Raw genomic sequence first — 19,941 nt, 5'->3', positions numbered from 1 at the left:
GTGGCCGAGATCGTCGCCTATGTCGTCATCCCCGTGCTCTACCTCGCCCTGCTCGCCGTCTTCCTGCTGTTCGCCCCGCTCCTCGCGGCCCTGCGGGCACTCGCGTTCGTGATGCAGCTGCTGCGCGGCCACCTGGAGTTGCTGATCGGTGTCCTGTACCGGCGCACTCCCGAGTTCCGCACCCTGCCGCCGTACCGCCCGCAGGACGAGGAGGTGAAGGCGTACCGCAACTACTTCTTCGGGCCCGGATCCCGGGACCTGCGGCAGCTCCTCACCCTGGAGCGCCGTTCGTACGCGGCAGCCGTCGGCGACGCCTTCCGCGACGTGACGGCACGGCAGTTCACCTCCCCGGCACGGAGCAGAGCGCTCACCGTGCCGTACGGCCTGACGCTGTACGCGGGCCTCGGCCTGGGCGCGGCGCTGGCCGTACCGCCCCTGGGCGCCCTGCTGGCGCTGCACGCGCTCGTCCTCGCGCTGCTGATGGCAGGAGCCCGGATCACCGCCGGACTGCTGCGCGCCCTCGACCGTGCGGCCCTGTGGACGCGGCGGCTGTCGGTCGGCATGATCTGCCCGCACTGCTACGAACGCGTCCGCCACCCGGCCTACGACTGCCCGGCACCGGCCTGCCGGCGCCGGCACGCCGACATCCGCCCGGGCACCTACGGTCTCCTGCGCCGCCGCTGCGAGTGCGGGCACCGCATGCCCACCCTGCTGATCCTCATGAGCAGGCAGGCCCGACTCCAGGCGTACTGCACCCATCCGCACTGCGGGCGGGCGATGAACGCCGACGCCGGGCACATGCCGGAAACCGTCCTCCCGCTGATCGGCGGCCGGGCAGCGGGCAAAACCCAGTTGATGGCCGCCATGCTGCTGACGCTGGAGAACGCGGCCGGCAGCGGCGGCCCCGCGCTCCGCTTCGCCGACGCCCGCTCCGACGCCGACTACCGGATCCTCCGCGAGGTGCTGCGGATCCGCGGCAACACCCGCGGCACCCAGAAGGACCTGCCCAGCGCGCACTCCTTCGTGCTCGGCACCGGCCGCACCGAGCGGCTCGTCCACCTCTTCGACACGGCCGGGGAGCGGTTCGTCGACCGCGACGAAACCGACGCCCTGCGGTATGCCCGGGCCGCGCGCACCTTTCTCTTCGTCCTGGACCCGATGGCGGTGGAGGCGTTCTGGGACCGGCTGGAGCACGCGCCCGGGCCCGGCCCGGACCGCAGCCTCGCCTCCACCGTCCATCCCGAGGAGGTCTTCGCCCGGTCGGTGCAGGCGGTGGCCGCGATGCGCGCACCCGTGCGGCACGCGCGCCTCGCCGTGGCCATCAGCAAAGCGGACGTGCTGGCCGAGGCCGGCCTCGGGCCGGGGAGCGCCGCCGGCAGCGACGAGGCCCGCGCCTGGCTCCAGGAGGCGCTCGGCCTGCACAGCCTCGTCCGCGCGATGGAACTGGACTTCCGCGAGGTCCGGTTCTTCTGCACGGCGGCCGTGGCGGACGAGGAGGCCCGGGTGGACACCAGCATCGCCGAGCTCGTCGACTGGTGTCTGGAGTCCTGACCCCCGAGGGCTCGGCAGGACCGGCGGGTGGGATGGCCCGCTCGGTGCGGAGCCTTCGGTTGCGGCCCGCTCGGCGGTCCAACAACGTTCACTCGATGGTGAGTTGAAAGATCTGTTCAGGGTCGGCCGGTGCTGCCACACTTGCCGTGCCCCAGTGAACCCCCCCATGGTCCGGTCGTTCCGGGCCCGTCACTTCGGAGGTCTTTCATGCGCCGCAGATTCGCCGTGCCGCTCGCTGCCGCAGCCCTCTCGCTCCCCGCCGTGCTCGTCCCCGCCGGTTCGGCCTCGGCCGCTCCCGCCGACAAGGCGCAGGTGCTCAGCTCCTGGACGCAGACCAGCGCCTCCAGCTACAACGCCTGGTACCAGGCCCGGCAGCACCAGGGCGACTGGTCAGCCTACGGCTTCGACTGGTCGACGGACTACTGCAGCTCCTCGCCCGACAACCCCTTCGGCTTCCCCTTCCAGACCGCCTGCGCCCGCCACGATTTCGGCTACCGCAACTACAAGGCCATGGGCACCTTCTCCGCGAACAAGTCCCGTATCGACTCGGCCTTCTACGAGGACCTCAAGCGGGTCTGCAACCGCTACTCCGGCGCGACCAAGACGGCTTGCAACTCCACAGCGTGGACGTATTACCACGCCGTCGACATCTTCGGCCTCAAGGGCGCCGACGAGGCAGCCGCCGACAAGGCCGCCTGACCGGACCGCCGCACCCGCCCGCCGGGCGGGCACCGGGGCGCTCCTTCCGCGGTCCTTCAGCCACGGGAGGAGCGCCCGGCAGCCGAAGGCTCCCGCGGGTTCTCCCGTTCCTGCGGCTCCCGCCGCCCGGTGCGGCGGCCGAACACCCAGGCGCGGAAGAGGAGGAAGCGCAGCACCGTGGCGGCCAGGTTGGCGCACACCAGCACCGCGAGCTCGGCGCTGCGCGGCGCACCCGCGGCCGCGCTGTGCAGCGCGGCCAGCGAACCGCTGGTCAGCGCCAGACCGACGGCGAAGACGAGCAGGCCCTGGGCCTGGTGCCGGACGGCTCGCTCCCGTCCGCGCACCCCGAAGGTCAGCCGCCGGTTCGCGGCGGTGTTCCCCAACGCCGACAGCAGCAGCGCCGCCGCGTTGGCCGACTGCGCACCCAGGCCCTGCCGCAGCAGCGAGTAGAGCCCCAGATACAGCAGCGTGCTCAGCGCCCCCACCAGGCAGAAGCCGATGAGCTGCCGCGGCAGCCCGCCGGGCACGTCCGCCAGCCCCCGGTCGCGCGGGTCGTCGCCGAACGGGCGGCGCAGCCGGTCCAGCGGCAGCGCGCCCCCGGCCAGCGCCCTGCCGACCCGCCAGACGCCCTTGAGGTCGTCCGTGACGGTGCGCAGGATGTCCACCCGTGAGTCGGGGTCGTCCACCCAGTCCACCGGTACCTCGTGCACGCGCAGCCCGGCCCGCTCGGCCAGCACCAGCAGTTCGGTGTCGAAGAACCAGCCGTTGTCCTGCACGAGCGGCAGCAGCCGGTCGGCCACCTCGCCGCGTACGGCTTTGAATCCGCACTGCGCGTCGGAGAAGCGGGCGGCCAGCGAGCCGCGCAGCAGCAGGTTGTAGCCGCGCGAGAGGACCTCGCGCTTCGGACCGCGGACGACACGCGAACCGGAAGCCAGCCGGGTGCCGGTCGCGACATCCGAGTGGCCCGAGATCAGCGGTGCGACCAGCGGCAGCAGCGCGTTGAGATCGGTGGACAGATCCACGTCCATGTAGGCCCGTACGGGTGCGTCCGAGGCGGCCCACACGGTCCGCAGGGCGCGCCCCCGGCCCTTCTCCTCCAGCCGCGTCAACGAGACGGAGTCGAACTCCCGGACGAGTTCGCGGGCCACCTCCTGGGTGCGGTCCCGGCTGGCATTGTCCGCGACGGTGATCCGGAAGCCGTAGGGGAAGTGCCGGGTCAGAAAGGCGTGCAGCCGCCGGACGCAGGGACCGAGGGCCGCCTCCTCGTTGTAGACGGGCACCACCACGTCCAGCACGGTCGTGGGGGTCCGGGACGGCAGATGGCGGCGGGAGGGCAGGGTCTCGCACGACGGCAGGCCCTCGCGCGACGGCGCGGTCTCGCGCCCCACAGGATCGGTCTTCGCACTCATGCCGCCGACCGTGGCGAACGGGCCTGTCAGCCCGGTGTGGCCAGGCTGTGCGCCACCTGTGAGGTGCCGGATCCGGCGGAATCCGCGGGCAGCCGCACGGTGAAGGCGGTCCGGCCGGGCCGGCTGGCGACTTGCACACCCCCGCCGTGCGCGGCCACCACCGCCGTCACGATGGCCAGCCCCAGCCCGGTGCTGCCGCGGTGCCGGGAGCGCGAGGCGTCGCCCCGCGCGAACCGCTCGAAGACGCGCTCCCGCACATCCGCCGGGATACCGGGCCCGTCGTCCACGACCCGCACCTCCACCCGGCCCCCGTCCAGCGCCAGCTGTGCGCGCACCGTCGTACCCGGCGGGGTGTGACTGCGCGCGTTGGCCAGCAGATTGGCCAGCACCTGCCGCAGCCGTGGCTCGTCGCCGGTCACCAGCAGTGGGGAGGAGGGCACCTCCAGCCGCCACACGTGCTCAGGACCGGCCACCCGCGCATCGCTGACCGCGTCGACGACGAGCGCCGAGACATCCACCGGCGCCCGCTCCAGCGGCCGCCCCGAATCCAGCCGCGCGAGCAGCAGCAGATCCTCCACCAGCCCGGTCATCCGCACCGCCTCGGACTCGATCCGCTCCAGCGCGTACCCGGTGTCCGTGCCCGCGCCGGCTTGCTCCCGGCGCGAGAGCTCCGCATAGCCGCGGATGGACGCCAGCGGGGTACGCAACTCGTGGCTGGCGTCCGCGATGAACCGGCGCAGCCGCAGTTCGCTGTCGTGCCGCGCCGCCAGCGCCGAACCGACATGGCCGAGCATCCGGTTCAGCGCCGCCCCGACCTGGCCGACCTCCGTCTCCGGGTCGGTGTCCCGCACCGGCACCCGCTCGCGCAGCCGCACCTCCCCGCTGTGCAGGGGGAGTTCCGAGACCCGGGTGGCGGTGTGCGCCATCCGCCGCAGCGGCCGCAGCGCCACCCGCACCGACGCCGCGCCCGCGATCCCCGCACCCAGCAGTCCGGCCCCGGCGACGCACACCTCGACCAGCACGAGCGTGCTGATCGTGTCGTCCACCGCCGCGGTCGGCAGACCGACCACCAGGGTGCCGCCCGCCACGTGCACCGACGTCACCCGATAGCTGCCCACCTGCGGCAGCTCCGCGGTGTGCGGACTGCTGTCGCGGGGCACCGAGGCCAGCGCCGCGGACTGCGCGCCGGTCAGCTCCCTGATGCCGACGCCGGGCATCCCGCCGGCCGGCTGCTGCTGCACGCTGCGGGCCGCGGAGCTGAACGTACTGCCGGAACCGTCGTCGGAGGCGTCGTCGCCGCTGTCCTTGACGAAGGCGCCGACGGTACCCACTGGCTGCCCGCCCACCTTCAGGAACCGCAGCTTCTCCAGCCCCTCGGGCCGCTGATGACCGGGCGGCCCCGGGCCCGCGGCGCGGAAGGTGACGTCCTTGAGCTGGCTGTCGAGCTGCTGGTACAGGTAGGTGTGCAGTGCGATGGTCGTCACCGCGCCGATCACCGCCGCCACCACCGCGATCATCGCCACGACCGAGAGCACCAGCCGGGCACGCAGCGAACGGCGCACCCGCAGCCGCGCTCGCACCCCGGCGAACAGCCGGAACACCGCCGCTTCCCTCACTCCGCGGCGGGCTTGAGCAGATAGCCCGCACCGCGCCGGGTGTGGATCATCGGAGCTCGCCCCGCGTCGATCTTCCGCCGCAGATACGAGATGTACAGCTCCACCACGTTGCCCTGGCCGCCGAAGTCGTAGGACCACACCCGGTCCAGGATCTGCGCCTTGCTCAGCACCCGCCGCGGATTGCGCATCAGATACCGCAGCAGCTCGAACTCGGTCGCCGTCAGCCGGATCTCCGCTCCGCCCCGGGCCACCTCGTGGGTGTCCTCGTCCAGCGTCAGATCGCCCACGGCCAGCACGGACGACGGCTGCCCGGCGGCAGTGGCCCCGGCCCGCCGCAGCAGCCCGCGCAGCCGGGCGATGACCTCCTCCAGGCTGAACGGCTTGGTCACATAGTCGTCGCCGCCAGCCGTCAGCCCCGCGATCCGGTCCTCCACCGCGTCCCGTGCCGTCAGGAACAGCACCGGAATCCCCGGCGTCACCGAATGCAGCCGGCCGAGCACGGTGAGCCCGTCCACGTCCGGCAGCATCACATCCAGCACCACCGCATCCGGACGCCAGTCCCGCGCCGTGCGCACCGCGGCCTCACCGCCGCCCGCCGCACGCACCTCCCAGCCCTCGTACCGCAGCGCCATCGACAGCAGTTCGGTGAGCGAGGGCTCGTCGTCCACCACGAGGATCCGCACCGCACTGCCGTCGGGCCGCCGCAACGGCTCCTGCCCCGGCGCCCCGGCCCGCCCGGCACCAGCTCGTGCACCACCCTCACGCGCGGCCGACACCGCCTTCTCGTCCATGCGAGCACCCTGCACGCCCAACCTGAGAGAAACCTGTGAAAACCCTGGGGGCCGGCTGAGAAGCGGGCCCGATGCCGGCCGCCCGCCCGGATCCAGGATTATGCGGGAACGTGGAAGCGCACGGGCTCCCGCAGCGCCGCGGACGCGCCGTCGAAATCGGCGAGCCGGGCGGCGACCGTCGCGACGGCGAGTCGTTCGGGCAGGGCGGCGGAGAATTTCAGGCCGCGCACAGCCCGCGGGTCCACGTCCGGCAGCACCAGGGCCGCGCCGTCGTCGGCGGCCGCACGGGCCGCCCGCCATCCTTCCGGCGTGAGGTCCTCGCGGAGCCGGAGAAAGCAGTCCGTGGGCCGCTGCACAGGGTCGGCGACCGACGGCAGGGTGGCGGCGAGGGTCGCGTTCGCGCGGTAGCCGGCCCAGGTCCACCACCGCACATCGCTGCCGCTTCGGGTGATCAGCGTCCCGCCGGGGTGCACGAGGTCGGGCGCATGGTCCTGGCGCCATTCGGCCAGGCAGGCATCGGCCCGCCGGGTCAGGGAAACGGGCGGGTCGGTGCCCAGGAGCACGTCGCGCATCGCCCGGGTGAGGGGGTGGGAGAGGCCCGCGAGTGAGCCGCTCGACCACTTGGCGACGCCGCCGCTGTCGACCGGTTCGACGAAGACGCGTTTGCGGGCCCAGTCGATGAACGTGACCTGCCAGTTGCGTCCGCCCAGCAGCAGCCTGCGCGGGCCCGGGCGCTCCTCCGTCAGCACGGACGGATCCGTCTGCCCGATCTCCGTACGCCCGGAGAGGACGGTGAACTGCGGGGGAGCGGTGAAGGAGGCTGTCAGCTCGATGAAGTGCCGACGGCCGAACCGGCGCTCGGCTTCGGGGCCGATGAACAGCAGGCCGCCGTCCTGTTCGAGGAAGCCCTCGGACATCAGATGCCGCAGGACGGGCTGTGCCGAACGGTCGAACGGCACCAGCCCGTTCCACTGCTCCGTCCACAGGCTGTCGCCGATCCTGTGCTGCTGGAGTACGAGCGCGAGGAGCTGCTGAGCCACCAGGTGGCGTGGCTCCGGTGGAGCGGTCACCGGCTCGACCCAGCCGCGCGACCAGAGCACGAGCAAGGCCGCCGCCTGCAGCAGTGTGTCTTTGCGGGTGGCGAGGAAGAGGCAGTTGCGGGTGGCGCCGGGGCGGCGTCCGGTGCGGCCGATGCGCTGTAGGAAGGAGGCGACGGTCCCGGGGGAGTCGATCTGGATGACGCGGTCCAGGTCGCCGACGTCGATGCCGAGTTCCAGGGTGGAGGTGGAGACGATGACGCAGTCCCGCGCCTCGGCGAACGCCTGCTCGGATCTGGCGCGCTCCTGCACCGACAGCGAGGCGTGCGAGAGGAAGACCGTCACCTCCCGCTCGCGCAGCGCAGCGCCCAACTGCTCCACCTGGCTCCTGGAGTCGCAGAACACCAGCCGTTTCTCGCCCCGGTGCAGCGTGGCGACGAGCTTGGCGGCGTTCTCGAGGGAGCCGACGTAGTCCAGTTCGACCTCGCCCGCGGGGCGGTCGGAGGCGGCGCTCTGCACGGGGGCCGGGGCGACCACCCGGCCGGGTCGCTTCCCCGCCCCCGAGCCCTGGAGCCAGGTGAGCAGTTGCTGCGGGTTGCCGACGGTCGCCGACAGGCCGATCCGCTGCAGGGGCAGCCCGGTGACCTGCTGCAGGCGTTCCAGCACGGCCAGCAGGTGCCAGCCCCGGTCGTCGTCGGCGAAGGCGTGCACCTCGTCCACGACGACTGCTCGGACATGTCCCAGCACGGTGGCGTGATCGGTCTTGACCCCGATCAGCATCGCTTCCAGCGACTCGGGCGTGGTGAGCAGGAGGTCCGGGGGATCGGTGCGGATGCGCTGCCGCCGCGCCTCGGTGGTGTCGCCGTGCCACAGCTCCGCACGGCGCCCGAGCCACTGGGCGTACCCGTGCACGCGTGTGACGAGGTTGTTCAGCAGCGCCTTCAGCGGACACAGGTAGAGCACCGAGGTGCCGGACCAGCCCTGTGCGGACATCGCGGAGAGGACGGGCAGACAGGCCGCCTCCGTCTTGCCGCCCGCCGTGGGGGCGAGGAGGATCGCGTCCTCGCCGTCCATGAGCGGATCGATCGCGGCACGCTGCAGGGGCCGCAGGTCGGGCCAGCCGAGTGTGTTGACCACGTGGTGCAGGACGACGGGATCGAGCCGGTCGACCGGGTCGGGCGCCATCACACGTTCAGCTCCACGTCATCAGCCGCCGCCGCTGCGACGTTGCGCTCGACCTCGGTGAGTTCACTCTCCGATACCGTCAGCCGGTAGTGCTGCCGGGGATCGAAGTCCGCGAACTGGTCGATCCGGTCCAGGACGTCGCCGACGAGCTTCTTCAGGAACAGCCGCGGCGCCACTCCCACCTTGCCGCCGAGCGCACCGCCCACCGCGGCGGCGAGGTCGGCGATATACGCGTCGTCGGCGAGCTGCCGTATCCGGTCCGGCGCGGATGCCCCGTCCGCGTACAGGTCGCGGATCGTGGTGCCGAGGGTGATCAGCGATTCCTGGGTGAAGCCCGGCAGCCGCACCTGCACCGCGCGCGGGTTGTCGAAGCGCGGGTCGGTGGTGAAGTCGGTGGCCAGCCGCTGGGCGAGCGGTGCGAGACGCTGCACTCCCTGCGGGCCGTCGTAGAAGGCGGGCGTTCCGGTGATCACCAGATACAGGCCGGGGAACCGGCCCGAGTGCACCTCGTCGATGAGCTGCCGCAGCGCGTTGAGTGCTTTGTCCCGGGCGTCGGACCGCACCCGCTGCAGGGTCTCCACCTCGTCCAGGACGACGAACAGCCCGCGGTGCCCCGAGTCGCGCAGCACTGTCAGCAGCCCTTGCAGGAAGCCGAAAGCCCCGAAGTGGTCGAGGTCGCCGCGGACCCCGGCGGACCGCCTCGCCGCGGCGGCCACATGTGGTTGCCCGCCCAGCCACGCCAGCACGGCCGCCGCTGTCACCTCGTCCCCCTCGACGAGTGCCGTCCGGTACCCGCGCAGTGCCGTCGCGAACGAGGGCGCATGTCGGGACACCTCGGCCAGCCGCGCGGTGAGCAGCTTCTCGACCTCTCCGGTCAATTCCTCCTCGTCGGCGCCGGCCGCGAGGGCGTCCTCCTCGAGCGCGTAGAACCAGGCGTCGACCACCGGCCGCAGCGCGCTCGGCGGGAAGCTCGACGTGGCGAGTCGTTCGGTCAGCCGCCGGTACACAGTCTCCAGCCGGTGCAGCGGGGTCTCGGTCTCCGAGATCTGGATCTCGGCGACCGCGTAGCCGAGCCGCTTGGCGCGCTCGCCCAGCCACCGGGTGAAGAAGGTCTTACCGGACCCGTACTCGCCGCGGACGGCCTTGAACACGGACGCACCGGAGGCGACTGCGGTCAACTCGGCTTCGAGAGCGTCCGCGAACCGGTCCAGGCCGGTCGCGAGCAGGTCCAATCCGCTGTCGGGTACAGCGCCGCGCCGCAGGGCGTCGATGACGGTGCGCCGCCGGACGGCGGAGACGCTGGAGGCACGTGGATCGGTCACCTTTCCAGTCTCGCATTCCTCCGGTACCACCCCGCGTCCCTCACTCCAGTCCGAACTGCGCACGCAGTGCGTCGCCGTGCAGCCGCAGCGTCCGCCCGTCCGGCATGGTCTCCAGCACTTGCACTCCGTCGTAGTTGAGGAGCTGTCGCAGCACGGCGGCGAAGCCGTCGGCGCGGGTGGCGGGGAAGCCGACCCGCTGCGCCAGCGCCGTCACTGGCAAGGTGCCGCCCGTCTCGAGGAGCGCGACCACGGCGAGGCGGAACTTGTCGAGTTCGCGCTCGCGCGGCTTGCGGGCGAGGAGTTCCACCTGGTTCCGGAATGTCTCCGAGGTGAAGAGCTCCGCCACGACGGCTTCTTCCGGTGGGCCCGGCTCGGGCTGCTCCGGCCGCTCCGCAGGCTCGACGGGCTCGGGCACGGGTGCCGGGGCCACGTCGAACAAGGAGTCGTGGGTGGCGGCCAGTTCCGCCTGGGTCTTCGACGGCTTGTGCCGGGAGGTCTGCTTCTCGCGTGGCCCCGCGTCCTTCGTCGCAGCGCTCGAAGGCGGGCCGCCGAGCAGCCGCGCGTCTTTCTCGTCGGTCTTCCACCAAAGGGGCTGCTGTTCACCCAGCTCCCGCCACCCTCGGGGCGGCGAGGCACCGAACGGCAGGAACGCCAGAACGGGGATGGCCACCTCCGCCAGGGAGGCTCCGCCGTGGTAGCCGGCCTTGAGTCCGGTATAGCGGGAGTCGGCGTCCCACAGCGCGACGACGGACGACTCCGGTTCGGGCCAGACGACCCGCGGCCCGGACAGCGCGACCTCGGCCGCAGCCGCGGGCTCCTCCGTCCCGGAAGCGGCACGATGCCGCGCCGACTCCGGCTCTCCGGCCTCGACCTTCGCACCGTGCCGGTCCACCACATGCCCGTGGTCGCTGGTCAGGACCACAGCCATGCCCTGCAGGGCGGCCACACGCAGCAACTCCGCCAGCCCGGGGATGTGCTGGACCTGCCAGGCGCCGTCCCCGAGCTTCTGCTCCTTGCCGAGCCGGTCGTCGATGGCGTTGAGGACGACCGCCACATGGGTGCGGCCGTCGCCCAGTGCTTCGGTGAGCTGCGGGCCGAAGACCTCCCCGGCGCTCTCGGCGCGCAGATCGTCCTTGTGGAAGACGGCTGCCGGAGCCCCGCCCCACAGCTTCTGCTGCGGGAAGAGCCGCTTCTCGTCCGCCTGTGCCCCCTTTGTCAGCCGCCCCGCGAACAGCGATGTACGGGAGACGGCCGTCACGGTCGGCAGCGCTGCGGCCATGGCGCGGCGGTGCGGCGTGCCGTCCGGCACCGGGTCGAACTCCGCCCATGAGGAGCGGATCTCCTCGCCCAGCTCGGTGGCGATGGCCGCACTCATCCCGTCCAGGACGACGAGCAGCACCCGCCGCCCTTCCCCGCCCTGGACGATCGGCTTGACCACCCGGTCGAGGAAGGACTCCACTGTCAGCATGGCGCCCGGCGGGGTACCCGCGGCCGTCCAGGTGGCGAGCGCGCGGGCGAAGTCCCGGTCGATCTCGTGCCGCACCTCCCGCACCCGTAGGGCGAGTCTGTCGTACGCGGACTTGAGGACGGGGTCGGGATCGCCACCGGCCTCGATGTGTTCGAGAGCTTGGTCCACCCAGCCGGTCTCCGCGATGTGGCGCGCGATGCCGTCCGCAGCCGAACGGCAGGCGGCATCGGGACCACCTGCGAGCCACCGGGCCAGCCGCTGAGCCATGTGCGCCCGCTGGACGCGCACCCGCGCCTGGGGTTCCCCGGCCCGCTTGTGCCTGCCCAGCACCTCCAAGGCGGCCCCCACCTGCTCGGCCGTGCCCGCAGAGTGGGCCAGCGCGTGACCGACCGCCGCGAACCGCGCTTCCAGCCCCTGCAAGAGCAGCGGACTGGCCTGGGCCGCGGACTCGGCACCGAACTGCCGGGCCAGAACCGCCGCCCGGTCGAGCACGGTGCCACTGACCCGGCGGGCCGCGCGCGCCTCCAGCGCGGCACTCTCCTGCTCCCGGGACGCGGTCGTGAGCAGCACACCGACGTACTCCTCGCAAGCCCGACCGAACGAGCCGGCCAGCACGTCCAGCGCCTCGCCGGCCGCAGGCGGCTGCTCCCCGAACCAGCGCTCGGCGCGTCCCCGTGCCCGGTAGGTGTCGGCGTCGGCGTCGGCGTGCAGCCACAGGGCGCCGCACACCAGGCCGAAGGCCACCGCGTCCGGGCCGTGCGCGGCCCCCACCAGTGCCAGCAGCGCCTGCCCGGCCGGACCTGCCTGCCCTTCCTCACCGAGGAACTCCGTCAGCCCGTCGCGTTCGGGAGCGCGCAGGTCCAGCAGCCGTTCAGGGCCGCCAGGGGCCAGGGACCAGCCGAGCAGCGTATGGATGTCCAGGGGGTCGCTCACCGGTGCGCGATGCGCGGAGCCGGCTTCGCTGTCGTACCGGCCCAGCCGCAGCCGCCGCAGCGCCAACGCGGACAGTGCCGTACGCCGCGACAGCACACTGCCCGGGTGCGGGGGCCAGCCGCCGGGCGGAGTGGCGTCCAGCAGCGCCTCGGCGGCCCAGCTCGCGTCCTTGAGACGAGTCTCCAACTGCTCGGCCCCGAAGGCCTCACGCACCACGTCCCAGCCGTCGACGGTGTTGACGCGCTTCTTGTGCGTACGGGCCACGATCGAGGCGTCGAGTTCGCTCTGCTCGCGATCGGTCAGTACGACCAGCACGGCGGGGCCACCGTCCTCGTCCTCGGGCGATCCGGCGAGATGGCTCAGCACGAGTTCGTGGACGGCGAGCGGGGAGAGCGCGACGGCGATCCGGGCGGTGCAGCCCTCACCCCATGCGGGCTGCGGCGGGCCGGGCCACTCGGGCGCAGCACGCAGCAGCACGGCGCGCCGTTTGTCGTTGCCGGTGAGCGCGTCGGCGAGCGAGGTCTGCGAGGACAGGTACTGGGTGACGGTGGCGAGGTTCAGCCGCGCCGCCACCGAGACCGCGGTCGCGGCGGTTCCTGGTGTGTCGGTGACCGGGGTGCTCATGACTCGACGACCCGCCAGGTGACCTCGATCGTGGCATCGGGCTCGGCTGCCGCCAGTGCGGTCAGCTCCTCCCGCAGCTCGGCCGCGGCCCGCGCGGCGGTGGTCCGGCTGCCGCCGGAGCGCTTCACCTGCCCCGGACGCCCTCCTGCCCCGGGCGACAGTTGCTCCGGGACGGGCGGGTGGCTGCTGTTCGTGTGCAGCGGAACGTCGCCGGGGCCGGGTGGCCGGGCGGGCTCGGCATCGGGTTGCGGGCTCTGTGCCGCCCGGTTTCGCTTGACCAGGGCGAGCACCTCGCGCTGGGTGCGTTCCAGAGCGCCGCACAGATCGCTCGTCCGCTGGTCGCTGCGCGCCACGTTGCGCAGCGACTCCAGCAGCGCCCGGCCCTCCGGCCCCTCGTTCGAGGCGAGGTCGAGGGTGGTCCAGGACGCGGCGTCCAGCGCGCGGGTCACGGCTCCCGCCTGGGTGATCGAAGTGCCGTAGCGGTCGGCGGAGACCTCTCCCAGGTCGAAGGAGGCGAGTGCCTCCACCGTCTTCTTCGCTCCTGCCGCGCCCTGCCCCATGCCCTGGGTCAGCGTCTTCAGCAGTTCGACGCAGCGGCGGGCCAGCGCGAGCCGCCCGCTCTCGTCCGTGTCGTCCAGCTCCAGGAATGCCGAGCGCTCCTCCAGTTGCCGCACCAGATCGGCCGCCTGCTCCTGGTGGGTGCGGGCCTCCTCGGTGATCTGGCGGGCGAACTGGTTGACGATCCGCCCGCGCCGCAGCGTCGGCGCCGTCTTCCCGAAGACCGTGGCGAACCGCTGCCGGGCGCACTCCCAGTCCTCCTCGCCGGGCAGCGGCTGGCTGCGCAGCGCGTCGTGCTCCTTGAGCTGCGCCATCTCCGGTGCCGGGTCCAGCGGCATCCCGCCGCGCACCCACACCCGGTCGTCCATCTCGGCGAACGCGGCGACCACGAGCCGGGCCAGATATCCGGGCAGCCCGCGCGGCTGCGGCAGGTCCGTCCAGTCGGTGAGGGTGATCAGGCTCAGGTCACCGGTGTGGCCGCGCTCGCGTGCGAGCCGCCGGAAGTGGTCGGCCCAGTACAGCGACAGCTCGAAGTACGCCTCCTTCTGCTGCCCGAGCCGCAGCGGCCCCGCGATGCGCTGCATCGCCTTGCGGTCGGCAGCCGGCACCTCCGTACGCTGGTCGCGCGCCTCCGCGGCCGCCCGCACGTGGGTGAAGACCTTGCGGACGTCGGCCGACTTCACCGGCGTGCCGGTGTGGTCCGGGTCGAGGTCCGGATGGTCCGGGTACTGCGCCGCCAGCAGCCTGCCCACGACATGGCGCAGCCCGTCACGCAGCGACTGGCCGAAGGACAGCGTCAGCCCCTCGACCTCCCGCAGCGACTGCAAGTGCTCGCCGAAGCCCAGTTCGACATCGGTCGCCTTCTTGTCCGCGAGCCCGTATGCCTGCTTGAAGGCCGCCTTCACGTTCTTCAGCAGCGACTCGCGCTGCGTCTCCAGCAGCCCCTTGGCCCGCGCACGGTTGTCGGCGTTCAGATGGCCCGCGTACTGGGACTCGAAGCGCTGCTCGTCCGCGAGCGCCTTGTCGATGACGACCAGGCGGCAGAAGTCCGCGTACCGCTGCGCCGACAGATGGGTCGGCAGCCAGGCGACCGTACGGGCCCTCTCGCTCTGCTGCCGCTCGCGCAGCCGCTGCATCCGGTTCACGTCGTCCCGGGGGCCGAACTCGCCCTCGTCGAAGGGGAGGTCGACGACGATCCGCCACAGGCCGTCCTGCTGCGGCATCAGGTCGTGGTCGGCCAGCTCGTCCTCGTCGGCGACGTTCCCGAAGACCACCTCGGCGGCCCGCTCCGTACCCCGCCACACGAAGTCGACCCGGCTGGCCAACTGCCCGTGCGCCACCCCCAGATCCTCGGACAGCAGCCGCTTGGCGAGCGCCTGCCGGTTCCCGGGATTGTCGTTGACCTTGGCGTTGGCGATCACGGAGTCGACGTCCACACCCGAGAGCTCCAGCCGCACACCCGGGTTCGCCTCGGTGCCGGTCTCCTTGATCTCGGGGAAGCGGCCGGCCCACTCGGCCACCTTGTTCTTGAGGATGCCGTACTCGCGCCCCGGTATCGGCGCGACCACGGAGCCGTAGTTCAGCGCGGAGAGCCTGCGGATCGTCAGGTCCGCCAGCGCCGGGACGCTGGGCGCCAGCGACGACAGCAGCAGGGTGCCGACGATCCTGTTGTCGCCGACGAACGTCTTGATCCGCCCACACAGCTCCGGGTCCTTGATGCTGTCCGGCCCGCGGTGTGTGTACTGCTCGACGTCCTCCTCGGTCACGTTGTACGTACCGAGCAGATACGGCCGCAGCTTGGTCCTGTACAGCTTGTCCGCCGCCTCGAAGACGACCTTCAGGCTGTCGGTGAACGGCTTGTCGCCGCCGTCGGCGATCAGCGGATACAGATCGCCGACCGGAATGAGATCCCCGAGCCGCAGCTCGTCGCGATGGTCGGCGAGGAGCTGCCCCATCAGCTTCATACCGGTCCGGTTGCGCTGCAGCGCCGAGGACACATGGACGAGCGTGTCCATGAACGCGGGGGAGAAGGGATAGGTGAGCCGGAAGCTGTCCTCGTCGGCTCCCACTCCGTCCGCACCCCGGTCCGAGCCGAGCAGGGTGTCCCACACTTCCTGGCGGACCTTGCGCGTCTTCTCGAACTGCGCCTCGATCCGCGCCCCGGCCTCGGCGTTCCTCGGCTTGAGCAGCCGCGCGTGCGCGACCTGGGGCAGGTTCCGGTCCTCCAGGGTGATCTTGTCGAACCGGCCGGAGGCCAGATTGAGCGTGTCCTGGATGGACGACTCGGCGGCGCCCGACACCTCCTCACCCACCAGCTCCCGCAGATCCCGCTGCCGGGCTATGAAGGAGACGACCGGGATGGCGCGGCGCGCGTCGCCACCCTCCACGAAGTTGGTGATCTTCCCCGCCTCGCGGGCCACCCACTTCTGGTCGTGGATGAGGGTGGCCAGCCACAGGATCAGCTCGTCCAGGAAGAGGATCAGCCCGTCGTAGCCCAGCGACTTGGCGTGCTCGGCGACGATGCCGAGCCCCGCGTCCAGCGAGACGAACCCGTGCTCGTCCTCCGTGGCGTTCTTGGCGAACCCCGGCAGCAGATACGTGCTCGCGTCCTCCACCAGCCGGGCCCGCAGCTCCGCCGGGGTCGACGGGCTCACCAGGTTCAGCGCCTGCCCCGACTCGTGCACCTCCTCGGCGGCCAGCGCCGTGTCCAGCAGCGCCGGCTGCCAGGCGAACGACTCACCCCACTCGTCGTCCTCGTCCCCGCCGGACCCCTCCGGGGAGGTGAGGCCGTTGATGACGGCCGCGTCCCCCATCCGCGCCCGCATGGCCCGGATGTCGTCGAACAGCGCGTCGGTCCGGTACACCTGCGGCGTCGGGGCCTCCGGGTGCAGCCGCTTGACGTGGCTCACGTACCCGCCGAGCACCCGCTGCTCCATGGCCTTCGCCCCGAGCATGTGGTACGGCACCAGCAGGAACTTCTTCCCGTCCGTGCCCAGCCACTCGTGCTTGGTCAGCACCGGATCGAAGTCGCCCCGGCCGCGCGCCGCCGGGCTGCCGCTCAGCAGCGCGTGCAGCACCGCCATGAAGTGCGACTTACCGGAACCGAACGAGCCGTGCAGATACGCCGCCTTCGACGCGTGCCCGTCCAGCGCCGACTTGATCAGGCCCAGTGCCTCGTCGAAGTTCTCCAGCAGCCGCTCGGTGACCACGTAGTCCCGCAGCGCGTGCTCGGCCCCCTGCGGCGTCGTCGCCTCCGACAACTGCAGCACGAAGTCCGAGGTGGAAATGGACTCCTTGATGTCGATGACATCGCGAAGCAGGGGCGCCTGCGACTGCGGGTCCTGGGCCATCGAGGCTCTCGCTCTCCTTCCGGCTGCGGGCACGCTGGGGGCCGTGGCCGTGCCATCCGTCGTATCGACGGGTCTGCGGGTCTTCTTCTGTGCGGATCTTCATCCTGGTCCGGGACCATTCTCCGATACAGAAGTCGAGCACGTCAGCGGGGTGATGAAAAGCAGTCACGAAATGACGTGCCGTCAGGCGAGCAGCCGGCACAACCGCGTGGTGCGGGAGTGCGGAACGTTGGGCGGACATCGAGTCGGACTGTGCTGTGCATCACATCGCCCTCTTGTCACGGATGGGAGGTCCGCTTCCATCTGGTGGTCGTCGGAAGCGATGGAGGAGGACGGAACGGTGAGCACACAGCAGGAAACCGGCATGACGGGCACACGCCGTGTGGTGGTCCTGGGAGCCGGGTACGCGGGGATGTCCGCGGCCATCCAACTGGCGGCCAGGAGCAACCGGCGCGAGGTACGGGTGACCGTGGTGAATGCGCAGGAGCGGTTCACCGAGCGCATGCGGCTGCACATGACGGCGACCGGGCAGCGGCTCGCCGAGCTGAGCATCCCGGAGCTGCTGGAGGGCACGGGGGCGCGATTCGTACGGGGCTGGGTGACGGCGGTGGACGCGGACGCCAGGACTGTACGGATCGATGACGACCGGGTCCTGCACTACGACACGTTGGTGTACGCGTTGGGCAGTGTGGCCGACACGTCGGCGGTGCCGGGCGCCGAGGACCATGCGTACACCCTGAGCAGCGCCCCGGACGCCGAGTTGCTCGCCGACCGACTTCGGCGGCTCGGCAGCGGCACGGTGGTGGTCGCCGGCAGCGGGCTGACCGGCACCGAGTCGGCCGCGGAGATCGCCGAGCGGCACCCGGAACTGGACGTCGTGCTACAGGGCCGGACCGAGCCCGGCGCGGCCATGAATCCCAAGGCCAAGGCGTACGTGCACGCCGCGCTCGACCGGCTGGGCGTCCAGGTACGCACAGGAGCCGAGGTGGTGAAGGTTCTGCCCGACGGGGTGGAATTGGCAGGCGGGGAGCGCATCGCCGCCGACGCGGTCCTGTGGACGAGCGGTACCCGGGTGTCGCCGCCGGCGGCCGCCGCCGGGCTGGCCGTCGATCGTCGCGGACGCATCGTCACCGACGCCACACTGCGGTCGGTGTCCCACCCCGACGTATACGCGATCGGCGACGCAGCCGCGATCCGCCAGCGCTACGGCGTGCTGCACGGCACCTGCCAGGGCGGCATGCCGACCGGGGTGCATGCCGCGCTGTCCATCGAGCGCATACTCAGAGGCAAGCAGCCCATGCCGTTCCGCTTCGGCTACTACCACACGCCGGTGAGTCTGGGACGCGGCGACGCCGTGGTGCAGTTCACCCGCCCCGATGACAGCCCACGCCGGATCTTCCTGACCGGCCGCATGGCCGTCCGGTACAAGGAAACGGTGACCGCCTCGCCCTGGCCGACCTATGGCCGTATGAAGAAGATGCCCACCTCGGGTGCGTTCTGGCCCCGCGGGGGCCGCTTCACCCGTGTCCGGGAGGCCCGGTGATCAACCTGTCAGCCCACCCCGACCAGCAGGTCTTCCACGAGCACCGCAGCCTGCTGTTCTCCGTGGCCTATCGACTCCTGGGCACCGCGGCCGACGCCGAGGACGCCGTCCAGGACGCCTGGATCAAGTGGTCCGCCGCGGACCGCTCGCAGGTGGCCGACCCCAAGGCATACCTGACGAGGATCGTCTCGAACCTGGCGCTGGAACGGCTGCGCTCGACTCGGCACAAGCGCGAGACCTACCTGGGGCCGTGGCTCCCGGAGCCCATCCTCACCGGTGGGGATGCCTCCGAGGCCGTCGTGGACACCGAGTCGGTGTCGATGGCCATGCTGGTGGTGCTGGAGACGCTCAGCCCGCTGGAGCGCGCGGTGTTCGTGCTCAAGGAGGTCTTCGACTTCAGCCACGCCGAAATCGCCGAGGCCGTGGAACGTTCCGAACCTGCGGTGCGGCAGGCCGCGCACCGGGCCCGCGAGCACGTGCGGGCCCGGCGGCCGCGCTTCGCAGCCGACCGGACCAGGCAGCGCGAGGCCACCGAGCGGTTCTTCGCTGCCACGACCGGCGGTGACATCAACACCCTGATGGAACTGCTGTCCCCGGACGTCACCTTGTGGACCGACGGCGGCGGCAAGGTCCGCCAGGCCCTGCGCCCGGTTGTCGGCGCAAGCACGGTGGCCAACTGGTTCGCGGCCATCGGTACCGTCCCGTACCAGGGCATCGCGCCGGCCGACATGCATGCCGAACTCGTCGTGATCAACGGCGGGCCGGGCATCGTCTTCAGCGGGCCGGGACGCGTGATCGCCACCGTCACGTTCGACTTCGGCGCCGACGGGCGCATCACCGCCATCCACAACGTGGCCAACCCGGACAAACTCCATGCCGTCGCCGACGGCACCGCCTACGACATCGGGGCGCCCTGAGCGTCCTCACTGCGAGCTGTCGCCGGGCGTGGTGAGGCTCGTCGTCCGCGACCGCTGCTCATGGGCGGTATGGGCCGCACGGGTCCGGGCCGCTCCAGGACGATGTGCGGGGTGCCTCGGATGCTCCGCCCAGCTCGAGGCGCCGCCGACTGCGTGCGTTCGTCTCCGCGACGCGGGCGCTCAGCACCTCGGCGTGGGTCAGCAGCCGGACGCGGTCGGGGTCCGCGTCCCACTCCCGTCCCCCGCCCAGCGGGCGGAGCTGGAGATAGCGGCCCTCCCGCTCCATCACCACCCCGATCCGGTCACGGGCGAGATCCCGTACCGCCGAGCCGACGACCGGTTCCACGGGCGTGACGGCAACCGGCGCCTGCGACCGGACTCCGCCGTCCGTCACCGGCCGGCACCCCGCGCGATCACGGCCGCCAGTGCGAAGGCGACGGAGGCCGAGCAGACACCGAGGTGGACGAGCGCGTACCGGGCGGCCCGCGTGGAGTCCGGCATGTCGTGCTCGCCGCCACTCTCGTCACTACCTGGCAGCGCGTCCCGCCACGGGGTGCGTACGTCCATCGCCGGGAGCTGAACACCGGCGCGGGTCAGCGCCTCGGCGAGCGCATCACGTGCCGCCACCGCCTCGCGGATCTTGCCGGCCCCGGCCGGTACCCGGCCCTCGGTCCAGCCTCGGAGCTCGTTCGGGTACGGGTCGGCGGTCGGGCTCTGGTGCGGGTCGCCGTTGCTGTCGTCGGCGCGGTCCGGGCGCTGCTGCGGGTTCGCCATGGGAAGTGCTCCTGAACTTTTCATGGTTTGTTCTGATATTTCGCCGCTCGGCGCGCACTGGCTGAACTACCGTGCGTGAGGGGCGCATTACGAGAATGCGTCCTGGCTGAGCTGCGCACACCGCAGACCGGTTGTGCTTCCCCGGCAGACCGGCGCATGTTCCA

13 protein-coding genes are annotated in these 19,941 nt (G+C 72.0%); 4 read left to right on the top strand and 9 right to left on the bottom strand.

The window, feature by feature from the left end:
* The gene (locus tag P2424_RS21640; protein WP_276477410.1) at nt 1–1,551 is read left to right on the top strand and encodes a hypothetical protein; all 1,551 of its coding nucleotides are present in this window, start codon (nt 1–3) and stop codon (nt 1,549–1,551) included.
* Between the two features lie 207 nt (nt 1,552–1,758).
* Complete coding sequence (locus P2424_RS21635; RefSeq protein WP_276477409.1) at nt 1,759–2,250, top strand: phospholipase; 492 nt, start codon at nt 1,759–1,761, stop codon at nt 2,248–2,250.
* Between the two features lie 56 nt (nt 2,251–2,306).
* Here P2424_RS21635 and P2424_RS21630 read toward each other — a convergent pair whose 3' ends face one another.
* From P2424_RS21630 to P2424_RS21600, 7 genes are all read right to left on the bottom strand, one after another.
* Entirely contained in the window at nt 2,307–3,659 is a 1,353-nt protein-coding gene (locus P2424_RS21630; protein ID WP_276477408.1) for a dolichyl-phosphate beta-glucosyltransferase, read from the bottom strand.
* 26 nt (nt 3,660–3,685) lie between these two features.
* Nucleotides 3,686–5,227 (bottom strand): HAMP domain-containing sensor histidine kinase, encoded by a 1,542-nt coding sequence (locus P2424_RS21625; RefSeq protein ID WP_276479068.1) that lies wholly within the window; start codon nt 5,225–5,227, stop codon nt 3,686–3,688.
* A gap of 44 nt (nt 5,228–5,271) precedes the next feature.
* The gene (locus P2424_RS21620; protein ID WP_276477407.1) at nt 5,272–6,066 is read right to left on the bottom strand and encodes a response regulator transcription factor; all 795 of its coding nucleotides are present in this window, start codon (nt 6,064–6,066) and stop codon (nt 5,272–5,274) included.
* A gap of 98 nt (nt 6,067–6,164) precedes the next feature.
* On the bottom strand, nt 6,165–8,288 hold the full coding sequence (locus P2424_RS21615) for a DEAD/DEAH box helicase (RefSeq protein WP_276477406.1): 2,124 nt from the start codon (nt 8,286–8,288) through the stop codon (nt 6,165–6,167).
* Complete coding sequence (gene brxD, locus P2424_RS21610) at nt 8,288–9,610, bottom strand: BREX system ATP-binding protein BrxD (RefSeq protein ID WP_276477405.1); 1,323 nt, start codon at nt 9,608–9,610, stop codon at nt 8,288–8,290. Before brxD ends, P2424_RS21615 begins: the two co-directional genes overlap by 1 nt.
* Nucleotides 9,611–9,650: 40 nt before the next feature.
* Nucleotides 9,651–12,635: a BREX-2 system phosphatase PglZ gene (gene pglZ / locus P2424_RS21605; RefSeq protein WP_276477404.1), complete on the bottom strand. Its 2,985-nt coding sequence runs from the start codon at nt 12,633–12,635 to the stop codon at nt 9,651–9,653.
* Nucleotides 12,632–16,543: a phage resistance protein gene (locus P2424_RS21600; protein ID WP_276477403.1), complete on the bottom strand. Its 3,912-nt coding sequence runs from the start codon at nt 16,541–16,543 to the stop codon at nt 12,632–12,634. Before P2424_RS21600 ends, pglZ begins: the two co-directional genes overlap by 4 nt.
* A 364-nt stretch (nt 16,544–16,907) precedes the next feature.
* Between P2424_RS21600 and P2424_RS21595 the strand changes: the two genes are divergently transcribed.
* Entirely contained in the window at nt 16,908–18,086 is a 1,179-nt protein-coding gene (locus P2424_RS21595) for an FAD-dependent oxidoreductase (protein WP_276477401.1), read from the top strand.
* Entirely contained in the window at nt 18,083–19,003 is a 921-nt protein-coding gene (locus P2424_RS21590) for an RNA polymerase sigma-70 factor (RefSeq protein ID WP_276477400.1), read from the top strand. The genes P2424_RS21595 and P2424_RS21590 overlap by 4 nt, the downstream gene beginning before the upstream one ends.
* A 58-nt stretch (nt 19,004–19,061) precedes the next feature.
* On the opposite strand, the gene P2424_RS21585 is transcribed toward P2424_RS21590, so the two are convergent.
* Entirely contained in the window at nt 19,062–19,397 is a 336-nt protein-coding gene (locus tag P2424_RS21585; protein WP_276479186.1) for a hypothetical protein, read from the bottom strand.
* Nucleotides 19,394–19,777: a hypothetical protein gene (locus P2424_RS31035; protein WP_346660110.1), complete on the bottom strand. Its 384-nt coding sequence runs from the start codon at nt 19,775–19,777 to the stop codon at nt 19,394–19,396. Before P2424_RS31035 ends, P2424_RS21585 begins: the two co-directional genes overlap by 4 nt.
* Nucleotides 19,778–19,941: the final 164 nt, after the last annotated feature.

It is taken from the genome of Streptomyces sp. WMMB303, from assembly GCF_029351045.1.
GTDB lineage: Bacteria > Actinomycetota > Actinomycetes > Streptomycetales > Streptomycetaceae > Streptomyces.
Note: the sequence above shows the minus strand (reverse complement) of the source record. Positions and strands in the feature narration are given on the sequence as shown.